The sequence below is a fragment of the Rouxiella sp. WC2420 genome (genome assembly GCF_041200025.1).
Taxonomy (GTDB): Bacteria; Pseudomonadota; Gammaproteobacteria; order Enterobacterales; family Enterobacteriaceae; genus Rouxiella.
Window position 1 is genome coordinate 3025253 of sequence record NZ_CP165628.1, and the last position, 18172, is coordinate 3043424.

14 protein-coding genes are annotated in these 18172 nt (G+C 49.1%); 8 read left to right on the top strand and 6 right to left on the bottom strand.

Annotation, left to right across the window (positions count from 1 at the left end):
- The first annotated feature begins 165 nt into the window (after window positions 1–165).
- From AB3G37_RS13805 to AB3G37_RS13815, 3 genes are read left to right on the top strand one after another with little or no spacing between them, the layout of a single operon-like run.
- Window positions 166–1596 (top strand): efflux transporter outer membrane subunit, encoded by a 1431-nt coding sequence (locus tag AB3G37_RS13805; RefSeq protein ID WP_369788147.1) that lies wholly within the window; start codon window positions 166–168, stop codon window positions 1594–1596.
- A gap of 3 nt (window positions 1597–1599) precedes the next feature.
- Entirely contained in the window at window positions 1600–2751 is a 1152-nt protein-coding gene (locus tag AB3G37_RS13810; protein ID WP_369788148.1) for an efflux RND transporter periplasmic adaptor subunit, read from the top strand.
- Window positions 2748–5819: an efflux RND transporter permease subunit gene (locus tag AB3G37_RS13815; protein ID WP_369788149.1), complete on the top strand. Its 3072-nt coding sequence runs from the start codon at window positions 2748–2750 to the stop codon at window positions 5817–5819. Before AB3G37_RS13810 ends, AB3G37_RS13815 begins: the two co-directional genes overlap by 4 nt.
- A 6-nt stretch (window positions 5820–5825) precedes the next feature.
- Here AB3G37_RS13815 and treY read toward each other — a convergent pair whose 3' ends face one another.
- The 3 genes from treY to AB3G37_RS13830 all read right to left on the bottom strand — a co-directional run bounded on the left by treY (window position 5826) and on the right by AB3G37_RS13830 (window position 10675).
- Window positions 5826–8360 carry a malto-oligosyltrehalose synthase gene (gene treY / locus AB3G37_RS13820; protein WP_369788150.1) on the bottom strand — a complete coding sequence of 845 codons (2535 nt, stop codon included), beginning with the start codon at window positions 8358–8360 and terminating at the stop codon, window positions 5826–5828.
- Complete coding sequence (gene treZ, locus AB3G37_RS13825) at window positions 8357–10144, bottom strand: malto-oligosyltrehalose trehalohydrolase (RefSeq protein ID WP_369788151.1); 1788 nt, start codon at window positions 10142–10144, stop codon at window positions 8357–8359. Before treZ ends, treY begins: the two co-directional genes overlap by 4 nt.
- A gap of 312 nt (window positions 10145–10456) precedes the next feature.
- Entirely contained in the window at window positions 10457–10675 is a 219-nt protein-coding gene (locus AB3G37_RS13830) for a hypothetical protein (RefSeq protein WP_369788152.1), read from the bottom strand.
- A 366-nt stretch (window positions 10676–11041) separates the two neighbouring features.
- Between AB3G37_RS13830 and AB3G37_RS13835 the strand changes: the two genes are divergently transcribed.
- Together AB3G37_RS13835 and AB3G37_RS13840 are read left to right on the top strand one after the other, a co-directional pair.
- A complete protein-coding gene (locus AB3G37_RS13835) occupies window positions 11042–11344 on the top strand; it encodes a hypothetical protein (RefSeq protein WP_369788153.1) in 303 nt (100 codons plus the stop codon).
- A 468-nt stretch (window positions 11345–11812) separates the two neighbouring features.
- On the top strand, window positions 11813–12499 hold the full coding sequence (locus AB3G37_RS13840; protein ID WP_009635463.1) for a S24 family peptidase: 687 nt from the start codon (window positions 11813–11815) through the stop codon (window positions 12497–12499).
- A gap of 138 nt (window positions 12500–12637) precedes the next feature.
- On the opposite strand, the gene AB3G37_RS13845 is transcribed toward AB3G37_RS13840, so the two are convergent.
- Window positions 12638–13582 carry a LysR family transcriptional regulator gene (locus tag AB3G37_RS13845; RefSeq protein ID WP_369788154.1) on the bottom strand — a complete coding sequence of 315 codons (945 nt, stop codon included), beginning with the start codon at window positions 13580–13582 and terminating at the stop codon, window positions 12638–12640.
- 164 nt (window positions 13583–13746) lie between these two features.
- Here AB3G37_RS13845 and AB3G37_RS13850 point away from each other — a divergent pair, with 164 nt between their 5' ends.
- Entirely contained in the window at window positions 13747–14613 is an 867-nt protein-coding gene (locus tag AB3G37_RS13850; RefSeq protein WP_369788155.1) for an NmrA family NAD(P)-binding protein, read from the top strand.
- 13 nt (window positions 14614–14626) lie between these two features.
- Here the strand turns inward: AB3G37_RS13850 and AB3G37_RS13855 are convergent, their stop codons facing one another.
- Together AB3G37_RS13855 and AB3G37_RS13860 are read right to left on the bottom strand one after the other, a co-directional pair.
- Window positions 14627–15079, bottom strand: a complete 453-nt coding sequence (locus tag AB3G37_RS13855) for a GNAT family N-acetyltransferase (protein ID WP_369788156.1) — start codon at window positions 15077–15079, stop codon at window positions 14627–14629.
- 98 nt (window positions 15080–15177) lie between these two features.
- The gene (locus tag AB3G37_RS13860; protein ID WP_009635459.1) at window positions 15178–15816 is read right to left on the bottom strand and encodes an NAD(P)H-dependent oxidoreductase; all 639 of its coding nucleotides are present in this window, start codon (window positions 15814–15816) and stop codon (window positions 15178–15180) included.
- Between the two features lie 991 nt (window positions 15817–16807).
- Here AB3G37_RS13860 and fimA point away from each other — a divergent pair.
- Window positions 16808–17377 carry a type 1 fimbrial major subunit FimA gene (gene fimA, locus AB3G37_RS13865; protein WP_009635458.1) on the top strand — a complete coding sequence of 190 codons (570 nt, stop codon included), beginning with the start codon at window positions 16808–16810 and terminating at the stop codon, window positions 17375–17377.
- 98 nt (window positions 17378–17475) lie between these two features.
- The gene (locus AB3G37_RS13870; protein ID WP_369788157.1) at window positions 17476–18162 is read left to right on the top strand and encodes a fimbria/pilus periplasmic chaperone; all 687 of its coding nucleotides are present in this window, start codon (window positions 17476–17478) and stop codon (window positions 18160–18162) included.
- Window positions 18163–18172 lie beyond the last annotated feature (10 nt).

The window sequence follows — 18172 nt, forward strand, 5'->3', positions numbered from 1 at the left end:
ACAGTACCCTCTGCTGCAACACCAATGATTGATAATGTCGATGTTTACCTCTCACCCCCGCATACGTTTAAGCGTTAATAGTACAGATAAATACTTCGCCTTAAGCCTCTCTTAATAAGAATTATTTAAGCTGCACTGAATTAACTTATGTTCGGGAGAAAAGTGATGATGGCCGATGGGTCCCGATATGTAGCCTTTACCCGGCTCGGAAACCGACTGAAACCGGTTCCATTACTATTGATAGGCCTGATCGTCAGCGGCTGCTCGATGTTTGTACCTGATTACCATCGACCTGCCGTGCCGATTGCCAGCAAATGGTCCTCACCTTTGGAGACGGCCAATAAAACCGCCATGCCGGTCAGCGGCCCCTGGTGGCAAGATTTCAGCAGCAGCGAGCTTAACGGGCTGATGAAAGCCGGGCTGATGGAGAACTATTCATTACAGGCAGCCTATCAACGTATCGAAGAATCCCGCGGCACTGCGGAGCTTGACGGTGCACCTCGTTATCCAACCCTCGCCCTTGGCGGCTTATACACCAGACAAAATAACTTCTCCACCACCAGCAAAACCAGCGTTTATGGTCAGGCCAGCTACGAAACCGACTTTTGGGGTAAAAATCAGGATAAATATCACTCGGCACAGCAGTTAGCCACTGCCGCAGAATATGATGCTGAAACGGTGAAGATGACTTTGGCAGCCAATATCGCCAATACTTATTTTCAGCTGCTATCGCTGGATGAGCGAATCTTGCTGGCGCAAAAAATTTCAGGAGATGAACAACATATTCTGGACCTGGTGCAAACTCAGGCCAACCTTGGCGCGGGTTCAAATCTCGAAGTCGAGCAACAGCGCAACGTATTACAGACCTATCAGGCCACCGTGTTTTCCCTTCAGCAGCAGCGCAATCAGACTCGCTTCGCCCTTGCGGTGCTGGTTGGGCAAAGTCCTGAAAGTTTCACTATCGTCAGCAAAAATTTGAATCACGTCACTGACCCGGCCCCGCAGCTGAGTTTTCCAGCCAACCTGTTACGTCGCCGACCCGACATTCAGGCGGCCGAGGCGCGTCTGATTTCTACAAACTATGACGTGGGCGCGGCACGGGCCAGTTTCCTGCCGGACATTGTGGTAACGCCGCTTGCCGGTATCAACACCCTTGCCGGCACCTCGGTCTGGAGCCTGATTGGCACCCTGACACAGCCTATCTTCTCGGGCGGTTCGCTGAGCGGCCAGCTGCATTTCGACAAGGCTCATTCGCAGGAAATGGCGGCCAACTACAAGCAGACCCTATTGACTGCTTTTCAGGATGTGGAGACACAGATTAGCGCGGTGAATCAGTTTACCCAGGCCGACAAACTCAACGCCGAAGCAGTGGTGTCGGCTCAGGAGGCCAATCGACTGGCGCTTGTCCAGTACAAACTTGGCAGCATCGATTATCAAACATTGCTGACCGTCGAACGCACGCTGTATCAGAGCGAAGACAGCAGTCTGCAGGTTAAATTACAGCGGTTGCAAGCTTCGGTTGGCCTGTTCCGCGCTTTGGGTGGTGACTACGTAACCCCCTCTTCCTCTCCCCAAACAAATTCACAGGTAGGATAAATCGTGTCTAAAACTTACGGTAAATCCAGGCGTCGTGGCTACGTAGCGTTGGCCGCCGTGGTAGTCGCTATTGCTGCCGCCCTTTATTTAAGCCAGACGCGCACCGCCTCTGCGAAAGTCACTAAAAATTCACCGATCCCAATCGGCATACAAAGCGTGCAGGTACAAAACCTGCCGATATCTATCTCCGAAATAGGCAACGTGCAGGCGCTGAATACGGTGAATGTCAAAGTGCGGGCCGATGGGGAATTGCAGCAGGTTTATTTCAAGGAAGGACAATGGGTTCACGCCGGAGATTTACTGGCACAGGTCGATCCCAAGGTTTATCAAGCGCAGGTTTTACTGTCGAAGGCCACCATGGAGAAAGATCAGGCTCAGTTGGCCAGCACCATGGTGGATTACACACGTGCCCGCAAACTGGCCGCGGCGGGGGCAGGCCCGACGCAAAACGTAGATACGCTCAAGGCTCAGGTTGCAGCCCTGAAAGCAGCAATTGATGGCGACAAGGCTAATTTGGATATCGCCCAGTTGCAGCTGGGCTACACGCGGATCACCGCGCCAATCTCCGGCCATGCTGGCCAGCGGCAGATTGATGCGGGTTCAATTGTGCACGGTTCCGATGCCAACGGGCTGGTCACACTGACGCAGATGAACCCAATTTCGGTAGCATTTTCCGTGCCGCAGGGCGAACTGCCCGCCATTCTCAAGGCCAACGCCAATGCGCCATTAACGGTAATCGCCCTGACTCGTGATGCTACTCAGCAAATCGCCCATGGCAGATTGTCATTTATTGACAGTCAGGTCGCTACCGACAGCGGACAGATTCAATTAAAAGCCAACTTTACCAATGATAACAATGCCCTGTGGCCAGGGCAGTTAATCAGCGTCAAACTCATTGAAGGTGAAATTCCGCATGCTCTGGTGGTCCCGGTTTCAGCGGTGCAGCAGGGCCAGCAAGGCAATTATGTTTACGCGGTTAAAGCCGATAACACGGTTGCCGTGCAGTGGGTTAAAACCGGTGAGACCGTCGATAACAGACAACAGATTGTCGAGGGATTACAGCCCGGCCAGCGAGTGGCGACCAGCGGACAATTCCGACTGGCCAGCGGCGATAAAGTCAGCGCCCTGCCGCCGGTTACAGGAGCAAGGCCATGAATCTGTTTGAGCTGTTTATCCGCCGCCATATAGGCACGACTCTGGTCGCGATAGGCGTCATGCTGCTAGGTATCGTGGCCTATTTTATGCTGCCGGTGGCACCGCTGCCACAGGTGGATTTCCCGACCATTCAGGTCTCTGCCAACCTGCCGGGCGCCAGCGCCGAGACCATGGCGACTTCGGTGGCAACGCCGCTGGAAAAGGCGCTGGCCGCCGTTCCTGACGTTACCTCAATGACCTCTTCCAGTTCACTCGGCGTCACACAGATTGCGCTGCAAATGGATCTCGACCGCGATATCAACGCAGCGGTGCAGGATGTGCAAACGGCGATGACTGCCGCCAACGGTTCATTGCCGAAAGATATGCCAAATCCGCCGACTCTGCGTAAAGTCAATCCGGCGGAAGCAACGCTTATCTCGCTGGCGCTGACTTCCCAGGAGCATACCCTTCCGCAGTTGGATGAATACGCAGAGCATTATCTGGGGCAGCAGATTTCGCAAATGCCCGGCGTCGGGCTGGTAGACTTTCATGGTCAACAGCATCCGGCGGTGCGTATCCAGATTGACCCGGACGCTCTGGCGGCACACGGCATGACCCTCGAGGACGTGCGCAGTATTGTCGGTATCAGCACGGTCGATATGCCCAAGGGTAATATCAGCGGACCCGATCGCAACATGGTACTTAATAGTACCGATCAGCTGCTGAAAACTTCGCAATATAATAATCTGGTAGTGGCCTATAAAAATGGCATGCCAATTCGCCTTGGCGATCTGGGCAAAGTTATTGACTCTTCGGAAGATACCCATGAAGCAGCCTATTATGAGAATCAGCCTTCGGTAATCCTCGATGTGCACAAACAGGCAGGTTTTAACGTGGTGGAGACAGTCAACGCCATCAAGGCCAGCCTGCCGCGCCTGACCTCGTCACTGCCAAAAGATGTGACCGTTAATGTTGTCGGCGATCGAACGCAAACCATTAATGCATCAATCAAAGACGTGCAGTTGACTTTGCTGTTGTCGATTGTGCTGGTGGTGATGGTGATTTTCATTTTCCTGCGCAATATTACCGCCACGCTGATCCCATCGATTACCATTCCGCTGTCTTTACTGGCCACTTTTGCCGTGATGTATCTGCTGGGTTATAGCCTCGATAATCTGTCAGTAATGGCGCTGTCCATCGCGGTGGGATTCGTAGTCGATGACGCCGTGGTGGTAATGGAAAATATCTATCGTCATATGGAAATGGGCAAATCGCCTTTCCAGGCTTCAATTGATGGCGTGCGCGAGGTTGGCTTTACCATTGTCTCAATGACCCTGTCGCTGATTACCGTGTTCGTGCCGATCCTTCTCATGGGCGGGATAGTCGGCAGGTTGTTCCGCGAATTTGCCGTCACCATAAGCATTGCCGTACTGATGTCTGGGGTGGTTGCGTTGACGGTTATCCCAATGCTCAGCGCACGCGTGCTGAAACCACACTCCTCAGAACATCACGGCCGCTTTTTCACATTCACTGAAAGAATGTTCGACCATTGTCAATCGAGTTATCGCCGCGGGCTGGATTGGGTGCTGGGTCATCAGCGGATTACTTTAGCGGTGACGTTAATGACCGTAGTGCTCACCGCAGTACTGTATATCACTATTCCAAAAGGATTTTTCCCTTCACAAGATACCGGCATCATTACCGGTGTGGCACAGGCGGCACCCGACGTCGGCTTTGACCAGATGCGTTATCAGGTCGGCCAGCTGGCTCGCATCGCCGAGGCAGATCCGGCAGTACAAAATGTTCGTTATTGGGTCGGCGCCAATCCCACGTTGAGTCAGGGGCACGTTATCATCAGCCTCAAGCCTTTCTCTCTGCGCCATGATAATGCCGCCACGGTGATTGCCAGACTCAATAAACAGACCAAAAGCGTGCCAGGCATCGTGCTTTATATGCAAGCCCAGCAGGATATTCAGATCGGTGCGCGCGTCAGCAAAACGCAATATCAGTACACACTGCAATCCGCCGACAGCACCGAGCTGAGTCACTGGTCAGGCATTTTGCTGGCCAAACTCAAACAGCTGCCGCAGTTGACCGATGTCACTTCCGATCAACAGTCATTGGCGCCGCAAACCACGCTGGTTATCGATAGACAAATTGCCTCGCGTCTCGGAGTCAGCGCGCAGGATATCGATAACGTACTTTACGACTCTTTCGGTCAGCGCCAGATTGCCACTATGTATACGCAAATCGATCAGGATCACGTGATCCTCGAGCTAGACCCGCATTGGCAGGAAAATGCCGACAGCCTTAAACATCTATACGTGCGTTCGAGCCTGCACTCGAATCTGGTTTCAATGAGCGTGCTCGGGCATTTTACCCATAGTCTGGCGCCGATTACCGTCAACCATCAGGGGCCATTCCCTGCTGTGACGCTATCGTTTAACCTGGCACCGGGCCAGTCTCTTGGCAATGCCGTCACCGCCATTCAGAATGCAACATTACTGTCCGGTCTACCTGATGACATCACCGCCAGCTTCCAGGGCGCGGCCCAGTCGTTCCAGAGTTCACTCAAATCACAGCCGTGGCTGATTCTCTCCGCGATTCTGGCGGTCTATATTCTGCTAGGGGTGTTGTATGAAAATGCGATTCACCCGTTAACTATCATTTCTACCCTGCCCTCGGCCGGTATCGGAGCTTTGGCCGCGCTGATGCTCACCGGTCAGGATCTGTCTATCATGGGCATGATAGGTATTCTGCTGCTGGTTGGGATCGTGAAAAAGAATGCGATTATGATGGTCGATTTTGCGCTGGCGGCCGAAAAAAACGCGGGTATGTCGCCGCTCGAAGCCATTCGACAAGGCTGCTTATTACGCTTTCGACCGATAATGATGACCACCATGGCGGCGCTATTGGGGGCGGTGCCGCTGGCTTTAGGCACCGGTGCCGGGGCAGAACTTCGCCAACCGCTGGGGGTTGCGATTGTCGGCGGGCTGATCGTTTCTCAGGCGCTGACGCTGTTCACTACGCCAGTGGTCTACCTGTGGTTTAGCCGCTTAACCTCTGTTAATCCGCCGCGGCACCCGTAATTTGCTTTATTCAGCGATGAGTATTCGCGGTATATAGCTATTCAGGTTTTCCATTTTGATGCGATGGGTCAGGGAAAACCTGCTGCCACTCAAAATATCGCGATAATGGCGATTGGCGAGCTGTGTTGGCAAGACGATCTCAGTCATTGTCCCGCTTTGCATGGGCGGGTGGGCAAGGTCGGTCAGCTGCGGGTCGAAGACTAAACGCGGTGCGATAACAATTAACGCATCGGCGGCGTGGTGGCGAGCAAAGGCAACCCACTTACCCGCATTCTCTCCGCTGGCAAGCAGCGGCAAATAGTCGCCGTGGCGAAACAGAGCCGGTTTTTCAAGGCGTAAATGCAACCCCCTGGCGATCGCCTGTTGCTTAACCTGCCCGGTTAGCCAACTCTGTTGCGAGTCGAAAACCGAATCCTCTCCGCTTTCCAACAGCCTTGCCATGGCTGCGAAGTCAGGTTCACGCCGGTTATCAGGATCGACAAGGCTAAAGTTCAGCGCCTCGCTGCCCTGATAAATATCCGGGACGCCTGGTGCCGTCAGCTTGATAACAGTTTGACTTAAACTGTTCACCAAACCCGCGAGAACGAACGGTTGTATCGAGGCGGTAAAGTCGGCTAAAAAGGCCCGATTATCCAGCGCGAACAGATGACGAATGTAGTCATTCACTGCTTCTTCGAAGATTTCGTTGCTGTCGCTCCAGTTGGTACGCAGCTTGGCTTCGCGAACCGCCTTTTCTACAAAAGCCAGAAATCGCTGTTCAAGTTCCTCAAGCCCTTTATCGTCGTCTAGTTGCAGCGTGGTTGGCCAAACGCCGGTCAATGCCTGATACAGCATCCACGCACCCGCCGGTTTTGGAGCTGGACCATCTTCAAGCACCGAGACTTCCGACTGATTCATTTTACGCCAACGCGTAACGCATTCGGCCCAAAGCTCAGGAGCTTCAGTCAGCGAATAAAGCCGCGCACGGGCATCTTCACCGCGTTTGGTATCATGGGTCGAGGTGCTGGAAATCGCATCAGGCTGCTGTTGCAGTCGGATCTTCATATCCTCATGAAAGCGTTCCACAGAGAAGTGACGCGGTAACGGTTCGGCACCAACTTCGTTCAGCGCCAGCGCCATGTGATGACGGAAGAACAGCGTATCTTCTACTGACTTAGCCATCAGCGGCCCGGTAAGCTGCTGGAAGCGAGTGCGGAAAACGTTCGCTTCGCGGGAGGCTTTATCCGCGACTGTGCCATTCAAAACGCGGATCAAAAAGTCCAGCGATTCGCTGTCGACAGCATGGGGACCTTCTTTTAGTTCTGATGCCAGTTTTTGCAACAGCTGCTGGCCCTCGACGGGCAACCCGCTGTCCGTGCCATAGGTGCGATAAACCGGGAAAGCCGTCAACAGTTCTCGCAGGCCGAGGCGAATAGCTTGCTCGCTGAACTTTCGCTGTTCATTTTCAGCAATCAACCAGGCAAGCCGTAAAAGCGTAGTAAATTCGCCCTCAAAATTTCTATCGACCATCAAAAGCTTGGCCGACCGCAGTTCAGCTTCCATATTTACTGGTTTGCCGACCACGCGATCGTACGCCGCGCTGAGGGCCTTAATTTGATTGCCATCGACCAATACGTCAGAAAGCGAGGCAATGAATTCATAGCCAGTGGTGCCCGAAACAGGCCAATCTGCTGGAATGTGCTCACCGTCACCAAGGATCTTTTCAATAGTTAGATAGCAATCTTCTCCTGCTTGCTGGCGAAGCAGCTCAAGATAACCTTTCGGGTCGGCAAGCCCGTCAACGTGGTCAATCCGCAAGCCATCCACCGCGCCAGAATGTACCAGTTCGAGGATTAACCGATGGGTATCATCAAAAACTGCTCGCTCTTCGACACGAATGCCCACTAAACCCGTTATCTCGAAAAATCGCCGGTAAGACAGCTCGCGAGGGGCGTCGCGCCAGCACATCAGTCGCCACGGCTGCCGTTGGTGCAATTCGGCAATGGCGGTCTTATCGCTAAGTTGCAGAACTTGCTGTTCGCGGCCTCGCCAACTTTCAGGAGTCAGTGGATAAAAACTTTCGAAATAGGCCAGCGTAGGTTTTCCTGTTTCCGGATCAGCCTTAATGGATATTTCACCGTTTTCCAGCGCGGCCTCAAAGGTATCGCCAAGAAATGGCAGTGTCAGACGGCGCGACCAGTCGATATCAAAATGGCCAGCATAACGGCTGTTTTCCCCATGCTCGATAACATCCCGCCACCAGGCATTCTCCAGCGAAGCTGCCATGTGATTTGGCACAATATCAAGGATCAGGCCAAGACCCGCACTTTTCAATGCCTTTACCAAGCGGTCAAAACCGGCTCTACCGCCAATTGCGGGCTCAATTTCGTTGGCATCGGTGACATCGTAGCCGTGCGTCGAGTCCGAGGTCGCGGTGAAAATCGGAGAAGCATACAGATGGCTGATCCCAAGACGCTTGAGATAAGGCACCAAAGCAGCCGCGCGGTCAAAGGTCATACCGTTGCGAAACTGAATACGATAAGTTGACGTTGGAATGCTCATTTTTCAGTTTCCTGAACCAGCCGGACAATAATTGAATTCTGCGGCAACGTACTGCCCGCAGTGGGTAAGGCAAAAATGGTTTCGCCGGGAAAATCCACCAATGGTTGCGTATTTTCGCCGATGTTCAACGCAATAGCCAGCGTGCCTTTAGGGAAAGTCCAGCTTACGGCGAGGAACCCCTCTGCCGTTTTCACCACTCTACCCGCGTTGCCAGCGGCGCTAGAAAGCAGCGGGACGATATATCTGCGCCGCAGGGTGAGCAGCTCGCGAGTCAGAGCAAGCCATTGCTTACCGTCGGGGGAGTCCGTTTTTTGCCAGTCAAGTCTGGACATTTCAAAGGTTTTTCTGGCATTGGGGTCGGGCACCGTTTCACCTTCAAATCCGCTATGGCCCTGGAATTCTTTCGCACGGCCCTCACGCACCGCCTTGGCAAGATCGCCGTGAAAATCGGTAAAGAACAGGAAAGGATTTGTCTCGCCGTACTCTTCGCCCATAAACAGCAGCGGGATATGCGGTGATAAAAGCACAGTGGCAAGCAGGACCTGAGTTCGCGCGGCTCCCGCCAGTTCAATCAGTCTATCACCGTGAGCACGGTTACCAATTTGATCATGATTTTGAATGAAATCTACAAAAAACAGCGGCGACTGGCTGGCGCTACTGACGCCACGTTTCTCTCCCGTCTGCGGCGAGACTTCCCCCTGATAAGCAAACCCTTCTGCCAACGTGCGGGCAACCAGGTTTTCAGGCTGTCTGGCGAAATCCTGATAATAAGCTTGAGTCTCACCGGTGGCAAAAACGTGAACGGCATTGTGGAAATCATCATTCCATTCGCCGGTAAACAGCGGCACTGAACCATCTTCACGACGCGGATGCAAAAAAGTCACGTTGCGGCTGTCTTCAGTGGTCAGATGAATTGGCCGGTCAGTAATTTCTGAACGGATCCTCTCGGCAATCTCGATCAACACGTGTTTTTCAGAAAGATCTTCAATCTGATCGATAGCATCAAAGCGCAGGCCGTCGAGATAAAACTCCTGCAACCAGTAAAGCGGCGCTTCGACAATATAACGCCTGGCGGCATCTACGTCGTAAGCAATGCCTGCCCCCCAAGGCGTCAGCCGTTCCTGATGGAAGAATTCGGGCGACAGCAATGGCAAATAATTACCCTCGGGGCCGAAGTGGTTGAGCACAATATCCAGCACTACCGACAGGCCCAAACCGTGTGCGCTGTCGATTAAAGCCTTGAAATCATCCGGTGTGCCGTAGGCTGAATGTGGAGCATAAAGCAGCACACCGTCATACCCCCAACCTCGGTTACCGCCAAATTGGGAAACCGGCAGAATCTCCAGCATGGTAATACCCAGCTCGGCAAGATAAGGCAGTTTCTCGATTGCTGCTTTAAAGGTGCCTTCTGGCGTAAAGGTACCAATATGCATCTCGTAAACGACTGTTTCATCCCAGGGACGACCTTGCCATTGTGCATGCTGCCATTGATAGCGGTTAGGATCGACCACCAGCGAAGGGCCGAATACCTCCTCCTGCTGGGCGCGAGAGGCAGGATCCGGGAGCAGCGTTCCATCGGCAAGCAGAAAGTTATAGGCCGTTCCGGGTTTAACGTTGGCAACCTCTTGCTCGAACCAGCCATCACCGGTCGGCTTCATCTCAGCATCCAGATGCCCCAGTCTAAGTGAAACCCTTTCCTGCCCATTCGCCCAAACTCGAAATCTCACGGTGTCGGCGTTGACGTATTCCGCACCCCAACTTTTAAGAAATGACTTGGAACCCATTCAATTGCCTCATTAAGCCAAAAGTGAACAATAGGCAGCTTCTCGTGATAACTCCCTCGCCAAGGTAAGCTGCTTCTAAAGGGTGAAATTTAGGATATAGAAAATAATCATAGTCTATGATCAAGGCATTGATGGACTACGGAGGTTGGGCAATGTACTAAGAAAGAGTAGAATTTGGCAGGGGGAACGAGACAAGACAAAGTAAAGTTAACAAAAAGGTAATGCAGAATTTGATAATTATTTTTTGAATTAATCCCTTTATCCCCACCGGACGACAACCTGTGATAATACCAGGCGGGGCGAGTTCAAGAGTCAGTTCATTTTATCGGCGATCAGTCGTAAAGCCTCGAGGCAATGTTTCTTTAAACCGGGATCAGTGGCTTCATTTGCCTGATGCATCAGCATGGCAGCAATTTCTTGTAGGTATATCGGCTTGCCCGCTATAATCAAAGACGACACTACACGACCTATAACAGCCTGGACATCCTCTGAACTTGCTGTTCTTTCCTCGTTCAATTGTTTTCCCTCCACTCCTATCCTTTGTTTCAACTTTAGTTTAACTCTTTATTAGTGCAAACAACAGATAGCCATTAATTAGATGCCTACGATTAATCCACGACATGAATAATTATGATGATTTAATCACCACCTCGTTAACTTAAGTTAACAAGAATCTCCTGGCAGGAAATTTATTCAGTAAAAATTAAATGGGGAATCAAAAATAAACTATAAATCAATGATTTTATTGATATTATTCATTACACGCTTCTTCTGAAATATTATATTACTCAGATTTTACTCGTTTCTGATTGCATAAGACTGTAATTGCACAAGAATTCCATACTATAATGAAGCCGTGGTTATAGCGTAGAAACCAGAAATGATTTGGAGGCAACATTGATAATTTCTGATGAAGTGAAGGGTAATAGCTTGATTGGTGAAGCCACGATCAACCTTATCTTCAACAGGGAAGAAGTGACTCTTAACACACTTTTAATTCAGTTAGAATTCATGGCTGAAAAAGAAGCGGGGTTAGATAAACGACTAATGATTAATGAGGTTCGTAGCTGGCTAATGAGTTACTTTAGCAAGGAAACCTTTTCAATAGATAAATCTAACTGGCTTGAAAGTGCGCTTGCCGAAAATGGGGAGAGTAATAGTTTGCCCCCAATACATTCAGTTTCTAGCCTAGACGACTAATGACCTATTAGAATGATGACTTGTTGATTAGGGTACGCTATTTCAGTGTTGACTAGACCATTAAGCGAATTGTTTTTTTGCTGACTTTAATTTAAAAACTTATTGTTCCTGGAACGAGAACACCTAAGCTTGCTTATGGATAGAACACATTCGGAATAATGTTAAAAAAAAGGATCAGTTAATTAAAATTTATGATGCCAACAAGTTATAAAATGGACGCAGAAATTAACTATCTGATTGAAATAATTAACATTTTATCTTTAACTGTAGGATTGCATGCCTCTTGCACCTCTCACATTCAGCAATGTTGCTAAGCTATTCTTCAAGAAATTTTACATTAGTGAAAAAAAGATTTTCAAACTCACTTTTTGCTAAGTAAATTTGATATAACTATATTTCGTCTTATTATTTTTATTGCCGCAAGACTAAAATGGTTTTCAGAATAGTTAAACTACGTGAGATTGGAAGATGGATAAGAAACAACGAGACATTATGGCGGGGCGTTTTATTATTGACGGGTCAATTGGCGATCGTATTCAAGCACTAAGGAAAGAGCTTCAACTCACCCAAAGGGATCTTGCTAAGCTGCTACGTGTTTCTCATGTCACCATATCTCAGTGGGAAAATTCGGAAAGCGAGCCCAAAGGAGGCAACCTTATCTCGCTGAGTTTTGCCTTGAACTGTTCTCCAACACATTTAATGTATGGTATTGATTTTGATAAGGTTGATTCAGAAATTCAACCGAATACGCTGTGCATCAGATATCCGGTGTTAACTCATGCTCAGGCTGCAAATCTTGAAAAGCCTCTGGATGTTAACGCATTGAAAAACATTGATTTATGGTTTGAGTCTGATGCTCCGCTGCTTGGCGACGGATTCTGGACTCGTGTGAATAATGACTCGATGACGGCACCTCTGGGGCTCAGCATTCCTGAAGGAACCTATGCACTGTTTGACACTTGCCGCGAAGCAGTGAGCGGTGACCTGGTGATTGCAAAGTTAAGCGGCGCAAACGAAGCAACGTTTAAAAAGTATGTTGTGGATGCCGGGGAAAAATACTTGAAAGGCTTAAACCCTGCCTGGCCGATGTTTGTCATCAAGGATGACTATGAAATTATTGGTGTCGCCGTAGAGACCAAACTTCGACTGGTTTGAGTATTTGCCGCTGCTGTTGCACTACGCTTTGATGATTAGCACGTGATATCAAAGCATTCAGTACTCTAACAACGGGCACTGGTTTCTGGCATAAAGCTCTGTTTACTTTTGATTCGGCCTGAGTGTTGACCTCAGGTCTTACTGCTGTTCAACAGGTTGAAATACAATCAATTTATCAGGTTTGGCCACCAGCAACCCGATGATGAAATCTATAAACGCCCGTACTTTTGCCGCGGGCAGGTGTCGTGACGGATACAGGGCGAAAAGTTGAAACTTCTCCCCCGTCCAATCGGTCATCAGCTCGACCAAATCTCCTTGCGCCAGTAACTCTTTCACTCCTTCGGCCTTCATCCTGGCAATCCCGGCACCCGCAAGGCAGGCCGCCAGCAGAGTTTCAGATTCATTGACCAATAATCGACTTGAAATATCAGCCGTTACATTGTCACCTTTAGCTGAATAGACCCATTCCAGCGGCATGCCGGTCATTGAACTCCGCATCTGTATACAAGCATGGTGAATTAAATCGGCCGGGCTTTGTGGAGCACCATGCCGCCGAACATAGTCGGCGGACGCCACGGTAACCGTTTGAGTTTCAAATAGTTTGCGGGCAATCAGTGAAGAAGATGGTGGCTGCCCAAATCGCACCGCGATATCAAAACCTTCCGCAACGATGTCACCTAATTGATCTCGCACCATTATCTCTAATGAGATGCCCGGGTATTTATTCAGAAACTCGTTAAGGTGCGGAGCCAGTATTCGCCGCGAAAAATAAGGATCGACGTTGACACGCAGCCGGCCATGCACCGCGGTCGATGCCCCCGATGCCAGACTTACCGCGTCGCTAATCCCCGCCAATAATGGACTAATTTCTTCATACAGCCTCCTGCCTTCGTCCGTTAAGGTCACAGCCCGCGTGGTGCGGTCGAACAGCCGAATACCGATGCTCGACTCAAGACGACTCACTGCTCGACTTACTCCGGAAGGCGACAGGCTTAGTGCTTCGGCCGCGCGTGCAAAGCTCCCGCTGTGGACTATCGCGGCTAATACATTGATGTTAGAAAGCAGTCGCCCGTCAAAGCTCATGATTTATTCCTGTAAAAGGTATTGATGCGTAAACGTCATTAAAGTTATGACCCGATGTGCATTCTGTCAACTAATGATCCTCTTTATACTTCCCATCACGGCTTACAGAAAGCAACAGCTTTACACCCTATCCATTCTAATATTAGAAAGTAAGGAAGAAATAAATGTATGTAATAACTGGTATTACCGGGAAAGTCGGCGGCGTAGTTGCGCGTCAATTGCTTAAAGCAGGCAAACCCGTTCGTGCGGTGATCCGCGATGCTACAAAAGCGCCATTCTGGCAAAAGCTTGGATGTGAGATTGCCTTGGCGGATATGGCTGATGCAAAAGCGCTAGAGGCGGCTTTCCTGGGAGCAACCGCCGTGTTTATTCTCCCACCTTCAGATTTTGACCCTGAACCCGATTTCCCAGAGGCCACAAAAGTTATCCTTGCCGTTTGTGATGCCCTCAAAGCCGCGAGGCCGCAAAAGGTCGTATGCCTGTCAACCATTGGGGCACAGGCTACGCAGAGCAATTTGCTGACTCAACGCACTCTCATGGAACAAGCTTTATCCGCCCTGGATCTGCCGATTGCGTTCCTGCGCCCGGGCTGGTTTATCGAAAATTCAGCCTTTGACCTCGATTCCGCGCGCAGTAATGGCGTGATCCACAGCTTCCTGCAACCGTTGGATAAAACCGTTCCAATGGTGGCCACTGCGGATGTTGGCCGCGTCGCGGCTAATTTGTTACAGGAAAAGTGGACGGGAAAACGTATTGTCGAACTCGAAGGGCCAGAGCGAATTTCCCCACACAATCTTGCCAATGCTTTCAGCAAAATTCTCGGGCGAACAGTTATTGCCGAGGCAGTGCCGAGGGAGAATTGGGAGTCTTTATTTCGTTCGCAAGGAGCAAAAAATCCTCAGCCGCGCATGCGAATGATTGATGGCTTCAATGAGGAATGGATAACCTATCAAGGCGCACCGGCAGAAAGAATTATTGGCGAAGTCGCATTGATAACCGTTTTAAGTGAAATAGTTAACCCACAGCATTAATGGAAGCGGCCTGCTAGTTATCTAACCGGGAATAGTTTCTGATTTGGAAACCCGTTTTGTTTTGCTCGAACCCAGCGGCAAGATAAAAATTATGTACCGATTCAGACTGCGATCCTGTCAGTAGCATGACTTTATAGCAATCTGCACGCCATGCTGCCTCAACCGCAGCGCTCAGAAGCAACTTACCATACCCACGGTTACGGTAATTAGCCTGAGTCACCACGTTCTCGATCAAAGCGTAAGGAGCGCCGCCGCGAGTAAGATTAGGAATAACCACCAGCGTACAGGACGCAACGATCTCTTTATCCAGACAGCCGATGAAAATGTCACTACCTGGATAAGCTCGCAGCCGTTCCAATTTTAATTCAGCATCATGCAGTTCGGTGTCTGCATCGTTGGGATTAAGATGGCGATATAGCGCCATCAACTGGGGTAAGTCATGTTTTTCAACGCTGCGGATTTGCATATCAATATCCTGATTTAGTAAGGCAATACTCCCTCTAGAGAACTCATCTGAGAGGAGTATTGCCATTATTTTAAGGGGATAGCGAATTTATTAACCGATTATTTGATTTCAGTAATAAAGTTTTCGCGTGCGCGGCGCACCTTCTTCAGATTAACCAGCCAGTCCCCCTCTTCTGAGCGATAGCCCAGCGGTAATATAATTACGCTACGCAAGTTTTTCGCTGAAAGACCCAGGATTTCATCGATTGCAGCGGGGTCAAAACCTTCCATCGGCGTGGCATCCACCCCTTCCGCCGCAGCAGCAATCATTGCCGAACCGAGGCCGATATAGGCCTGTCGTGCAGAGGCCTGATAGTTAGCTTCCTGACCACGTTCGGCTACGATGCCGAGCAGCATTTTGCGATAGTTTTCCCAACCTTCATTGACAGTACCGCGCACCTCGTTAGTGAGATCAAACATCATATTGACGCGTTCTGGAGTAATATTGTCCCAGGCGGCAAACACTAACAAGTGCGAACAATCAGTGATTTGCGCCTGATTCCAACTTACCGCTTTCATCTTTTCGCGAATTTCGTCGTTGGTGACCACCAGCAATTCAAACGGCTGTAAACCACTGGTTGTGGCCGTCAGGCGCACAGCCTCAAGAATGCGTTCCAACTTATCCACTGGCACTTTCCTGGATGAATTGTACTTTTTGGTGGCATAACGCCAGTTAAGCAAATCGATAATTTGGGTCATTATTTGTTTCCATATTGCAAAATAAAGAAGTTTTGTCGGGTGCAATGTTGGCTTAGGCCATATCACCCCGACCTATAGTAACCTCGCCAGCATTGTTTGTAGCATTTGTGATTTAGCAATTACTGCTTTGAGGGGGCAAAATGGTGCTAAAATAGTGAAGCCACAGGTATAATAATTTAATATTTATGCATATCCATGCAGGTTAAATTGAAGTTTCCAAGGCGACACTCTTTACGTTTATTACCCTCATTATTTTCAGCATGATAAATAATGCCCCCAGCCCTATTAGTAACCAATTATTAATGACCTCTAATATTACCGCTTGTTAAATATTACCTAGCATGAAGGCTGATTTATTTTAACTGCTACATAAGTAAAAACTATAACCTGATTTACTATTTTGCCGCGAAATTAAATCGATCAAAATTCAATCAATCGTGATTATTTATAATACAGCTGACCTGTTAGTATCCGAAATTAATTATTTTAGTAAACTGACGATCTTTGACAATTTGTGCTTTTATTCCAAAGATTGTTATTAAAATGATCAGTTTTATATTAAATTGCCGCCTGCTTTTTGATAGACCCGTAACTAAGTTAAATTGTCATATTTTGAAGCTGAAATCCGCTAAACAGTGATGAAATAAAACTGAGTCCTCACAGAGAATTTTTGTTGCTGTCGCGTCATTAAATATTGCTAGGTAAGCACTACAAATTATCGGCTAGTCATAGTGCTAGCGATTACTATAATTTTCATTTTTTTAAGATTTCTTTCCCGCTTATGATCAATAGCCATCGAGCATTCATCGTAAGATTTTTAATTATTTTGTTGCAGAGTCTGATTCGGCAACATGCGTAATTTTGGGAAGAAAATTTCCGGAAAATAATAAGCCTGGATGCCCAACTATCTCCGGTGATCTTTTTCGTTTATATGACTAGGTAAGGGATAGACCAGGTCAATTTGTATATATCACAGCTAGGATTCTTTAAGATGAAATACAAAACTATTGCACTTTCTGTTGTTGCTTCCCTTAGTCTGGTTGCAGTTTGTGCAAACGCGACAGCAGGCACTACAACAACAAATACCGTTAACGGTGGTACTGTCCATTTCACAGGTCAGTTTGTTAACGCAGCCTGTGCCGTGAGTACCGATACCGCAGATCAAACCATCAATTTAGGGCAATACAGAACTGCCTCGATTACCGCAGCGGGCCAAACTACTACCAATATTCCTTTTAACATCAAATTGGTTAACTGTGATACTACCGTAGCAACTGCTGCTTCAATCGCATTCACCGGCACTCCGGATGAAGACAACTCAACGCTGTTTGCTGTAAATGCCGGTGGAACCAATTCCACTGCAGCATCTGGCGTGGGTATACAGCTGTTAGACAGCGCCTCAAACGATTTGCCGCCTGATGGCACCACTTACTCTGTTGCCAAAACGCTGACCGATGGCGACAACACCATCCCGTTCACCGCACGCTACAAATCCACAGCAGCGACAGTGACTGCGGGTCAGGCAGATGCCGATGCGACCTTCGTGATTCAATATCAGTAGTTTATAAGCACAAATAATAAATAATGGACTATGACGGCCTCAGGGAAGAGGCCTATTTCCCACTAGGCCAATGCATCAAAAGTTAATTGGGTATTCCAATGCACAACAGATTTAAATCAGCCCTCCTTCTGGCTGTCGGACTCTTATTAGCCCCTTTACAATCGTTCGCCGACGGCGGCATTGCCTTGGGCGCAACGCGAGTTATCTACCCTCAGGGCGCATCTCAGACTTCATTACCCATTTCCAACAGCAGCACAACACAGCGCTTCCTTATCAACAGCTGGATAGAAAATGCAAACGGTAAAAAAGATAGCAATTTTGTTGTTACGCCGCCGCTATTTGTCTCGGAAGCGAAAACCGAAAATACATTGCGTATCATCTATGCAGGGGCCGCGCTGCCCAAAGATAGAGAAACTTTGTTTTATTTGAATGTAAAAGCGATTCCGTCACTGGACAAAAATGAGACCGCAGGGAAAAACATTCTGCAACTTGCCATCCTGTCACGTATCAAGCTGTTTGTCCGTCCGGATAATCTGCCAACGCAGCCCACTGACGCACCACAAAAGCTAAAGTTTAACCGCACGGGAAATTCGGTTCAGATCTCTAACCCTACCCCGTATTACATTACCTTGGTGAATATCACTTCTGTCGGTAAAAAACCTCAAAACGTGATGGTCGCGCCAATGAACTCAGCAAACCTGGATATTGCTGGAGGCCAGATTACTTTTCAGTCAATTAATGACTATGGCGCATTAACACCGCCGCAAACTCGCGTGATTAAATAGCAAAAGTCAG

What these genes read in the sequence shown, in the direction of transcription:
- AB3G37_RS13815 (WP_369788149.1), top strand. Translation starts at nt 2,748, where the DNA reads ATGAATCTGTTTGAGCTGTTTATCCGCCGCCATATAGGCACGACTCTG.
- AB3G37_RS13860 (WP_009635459.1), bottom strand. Translation starts at nt 15,816, where the DNA reads ATGACCCAAATTATCGATTTGCTTAACTGGCGTTATGCCACCAAAAAG.
- treZ (WP_369788151.1), bottom strand. Translation starts at nt 10,144, where the DNA reads ATGGGTTCCAAGTCATTTCTTAAAAGTTGGGGTGCGGAATACGTCAAC.
- AB3G37_RS13855 (WP_369788156.1), bottom strand. Translation starts at nt 15,079, where the DNA reads ATGCAAATCCGCAGCGTTGAAAAACATGACTTACCCCAGTTGATGGCG.
- AB3G37_RS13845 (WP_369788154.1), bottom strand. Translation starts at nt 13,582, where the DNA reads ATGAGCTTTGACGGGCGACTGCTTTCTAACATCAATGTATTAGCCGCG.
- fimA (WP_009635458.1), top strand. Translation starts at nt 16,808, where the DNA reads ATGAAATACAAAACTATTGCACTTTCTGTTGTTGCTTCCCTTAGTCTG.
- AB3G37_RS13870 (WP_369788157.1), top strand. Translation starts at nt 17,476, where the DNA reads ATGCACAACAGATTTAAATCAGCCCTCCTTCTGGCTGTCGGACTCTTA.
- treY (WP_369788150.1), bottom strand. Translation starts at nt 8,360, where the DNA reads ATGAGCATTCCAACGTCAACTTATCGTATTCAGTTTCGCAACGGTATG.
- AB3G37_RS13840 (WP_009635463.1), top strand. Translation starts at nt 11,813, where the DNA reads ATGGATAAGAAACAACGAGACATTATGGCGGGGCGTTTTATTATTGAC.
- AB3G37_RS13805 (WP_369788147.1), top strand. Translation starts at nt 166, where the DNA reads ATGATGGCCGATGGGTCCCGATATGTAGCCTTTACCCGGCTCGGAAAC.
- AB3G37_RS13850 (WP_369788155.1), top strand. Translation starts at nt 13,747, where the DNA reads ATGTATGTAATAACTGGTATTACCGGGAAAGTCGGCGGCGTAGTTGCG.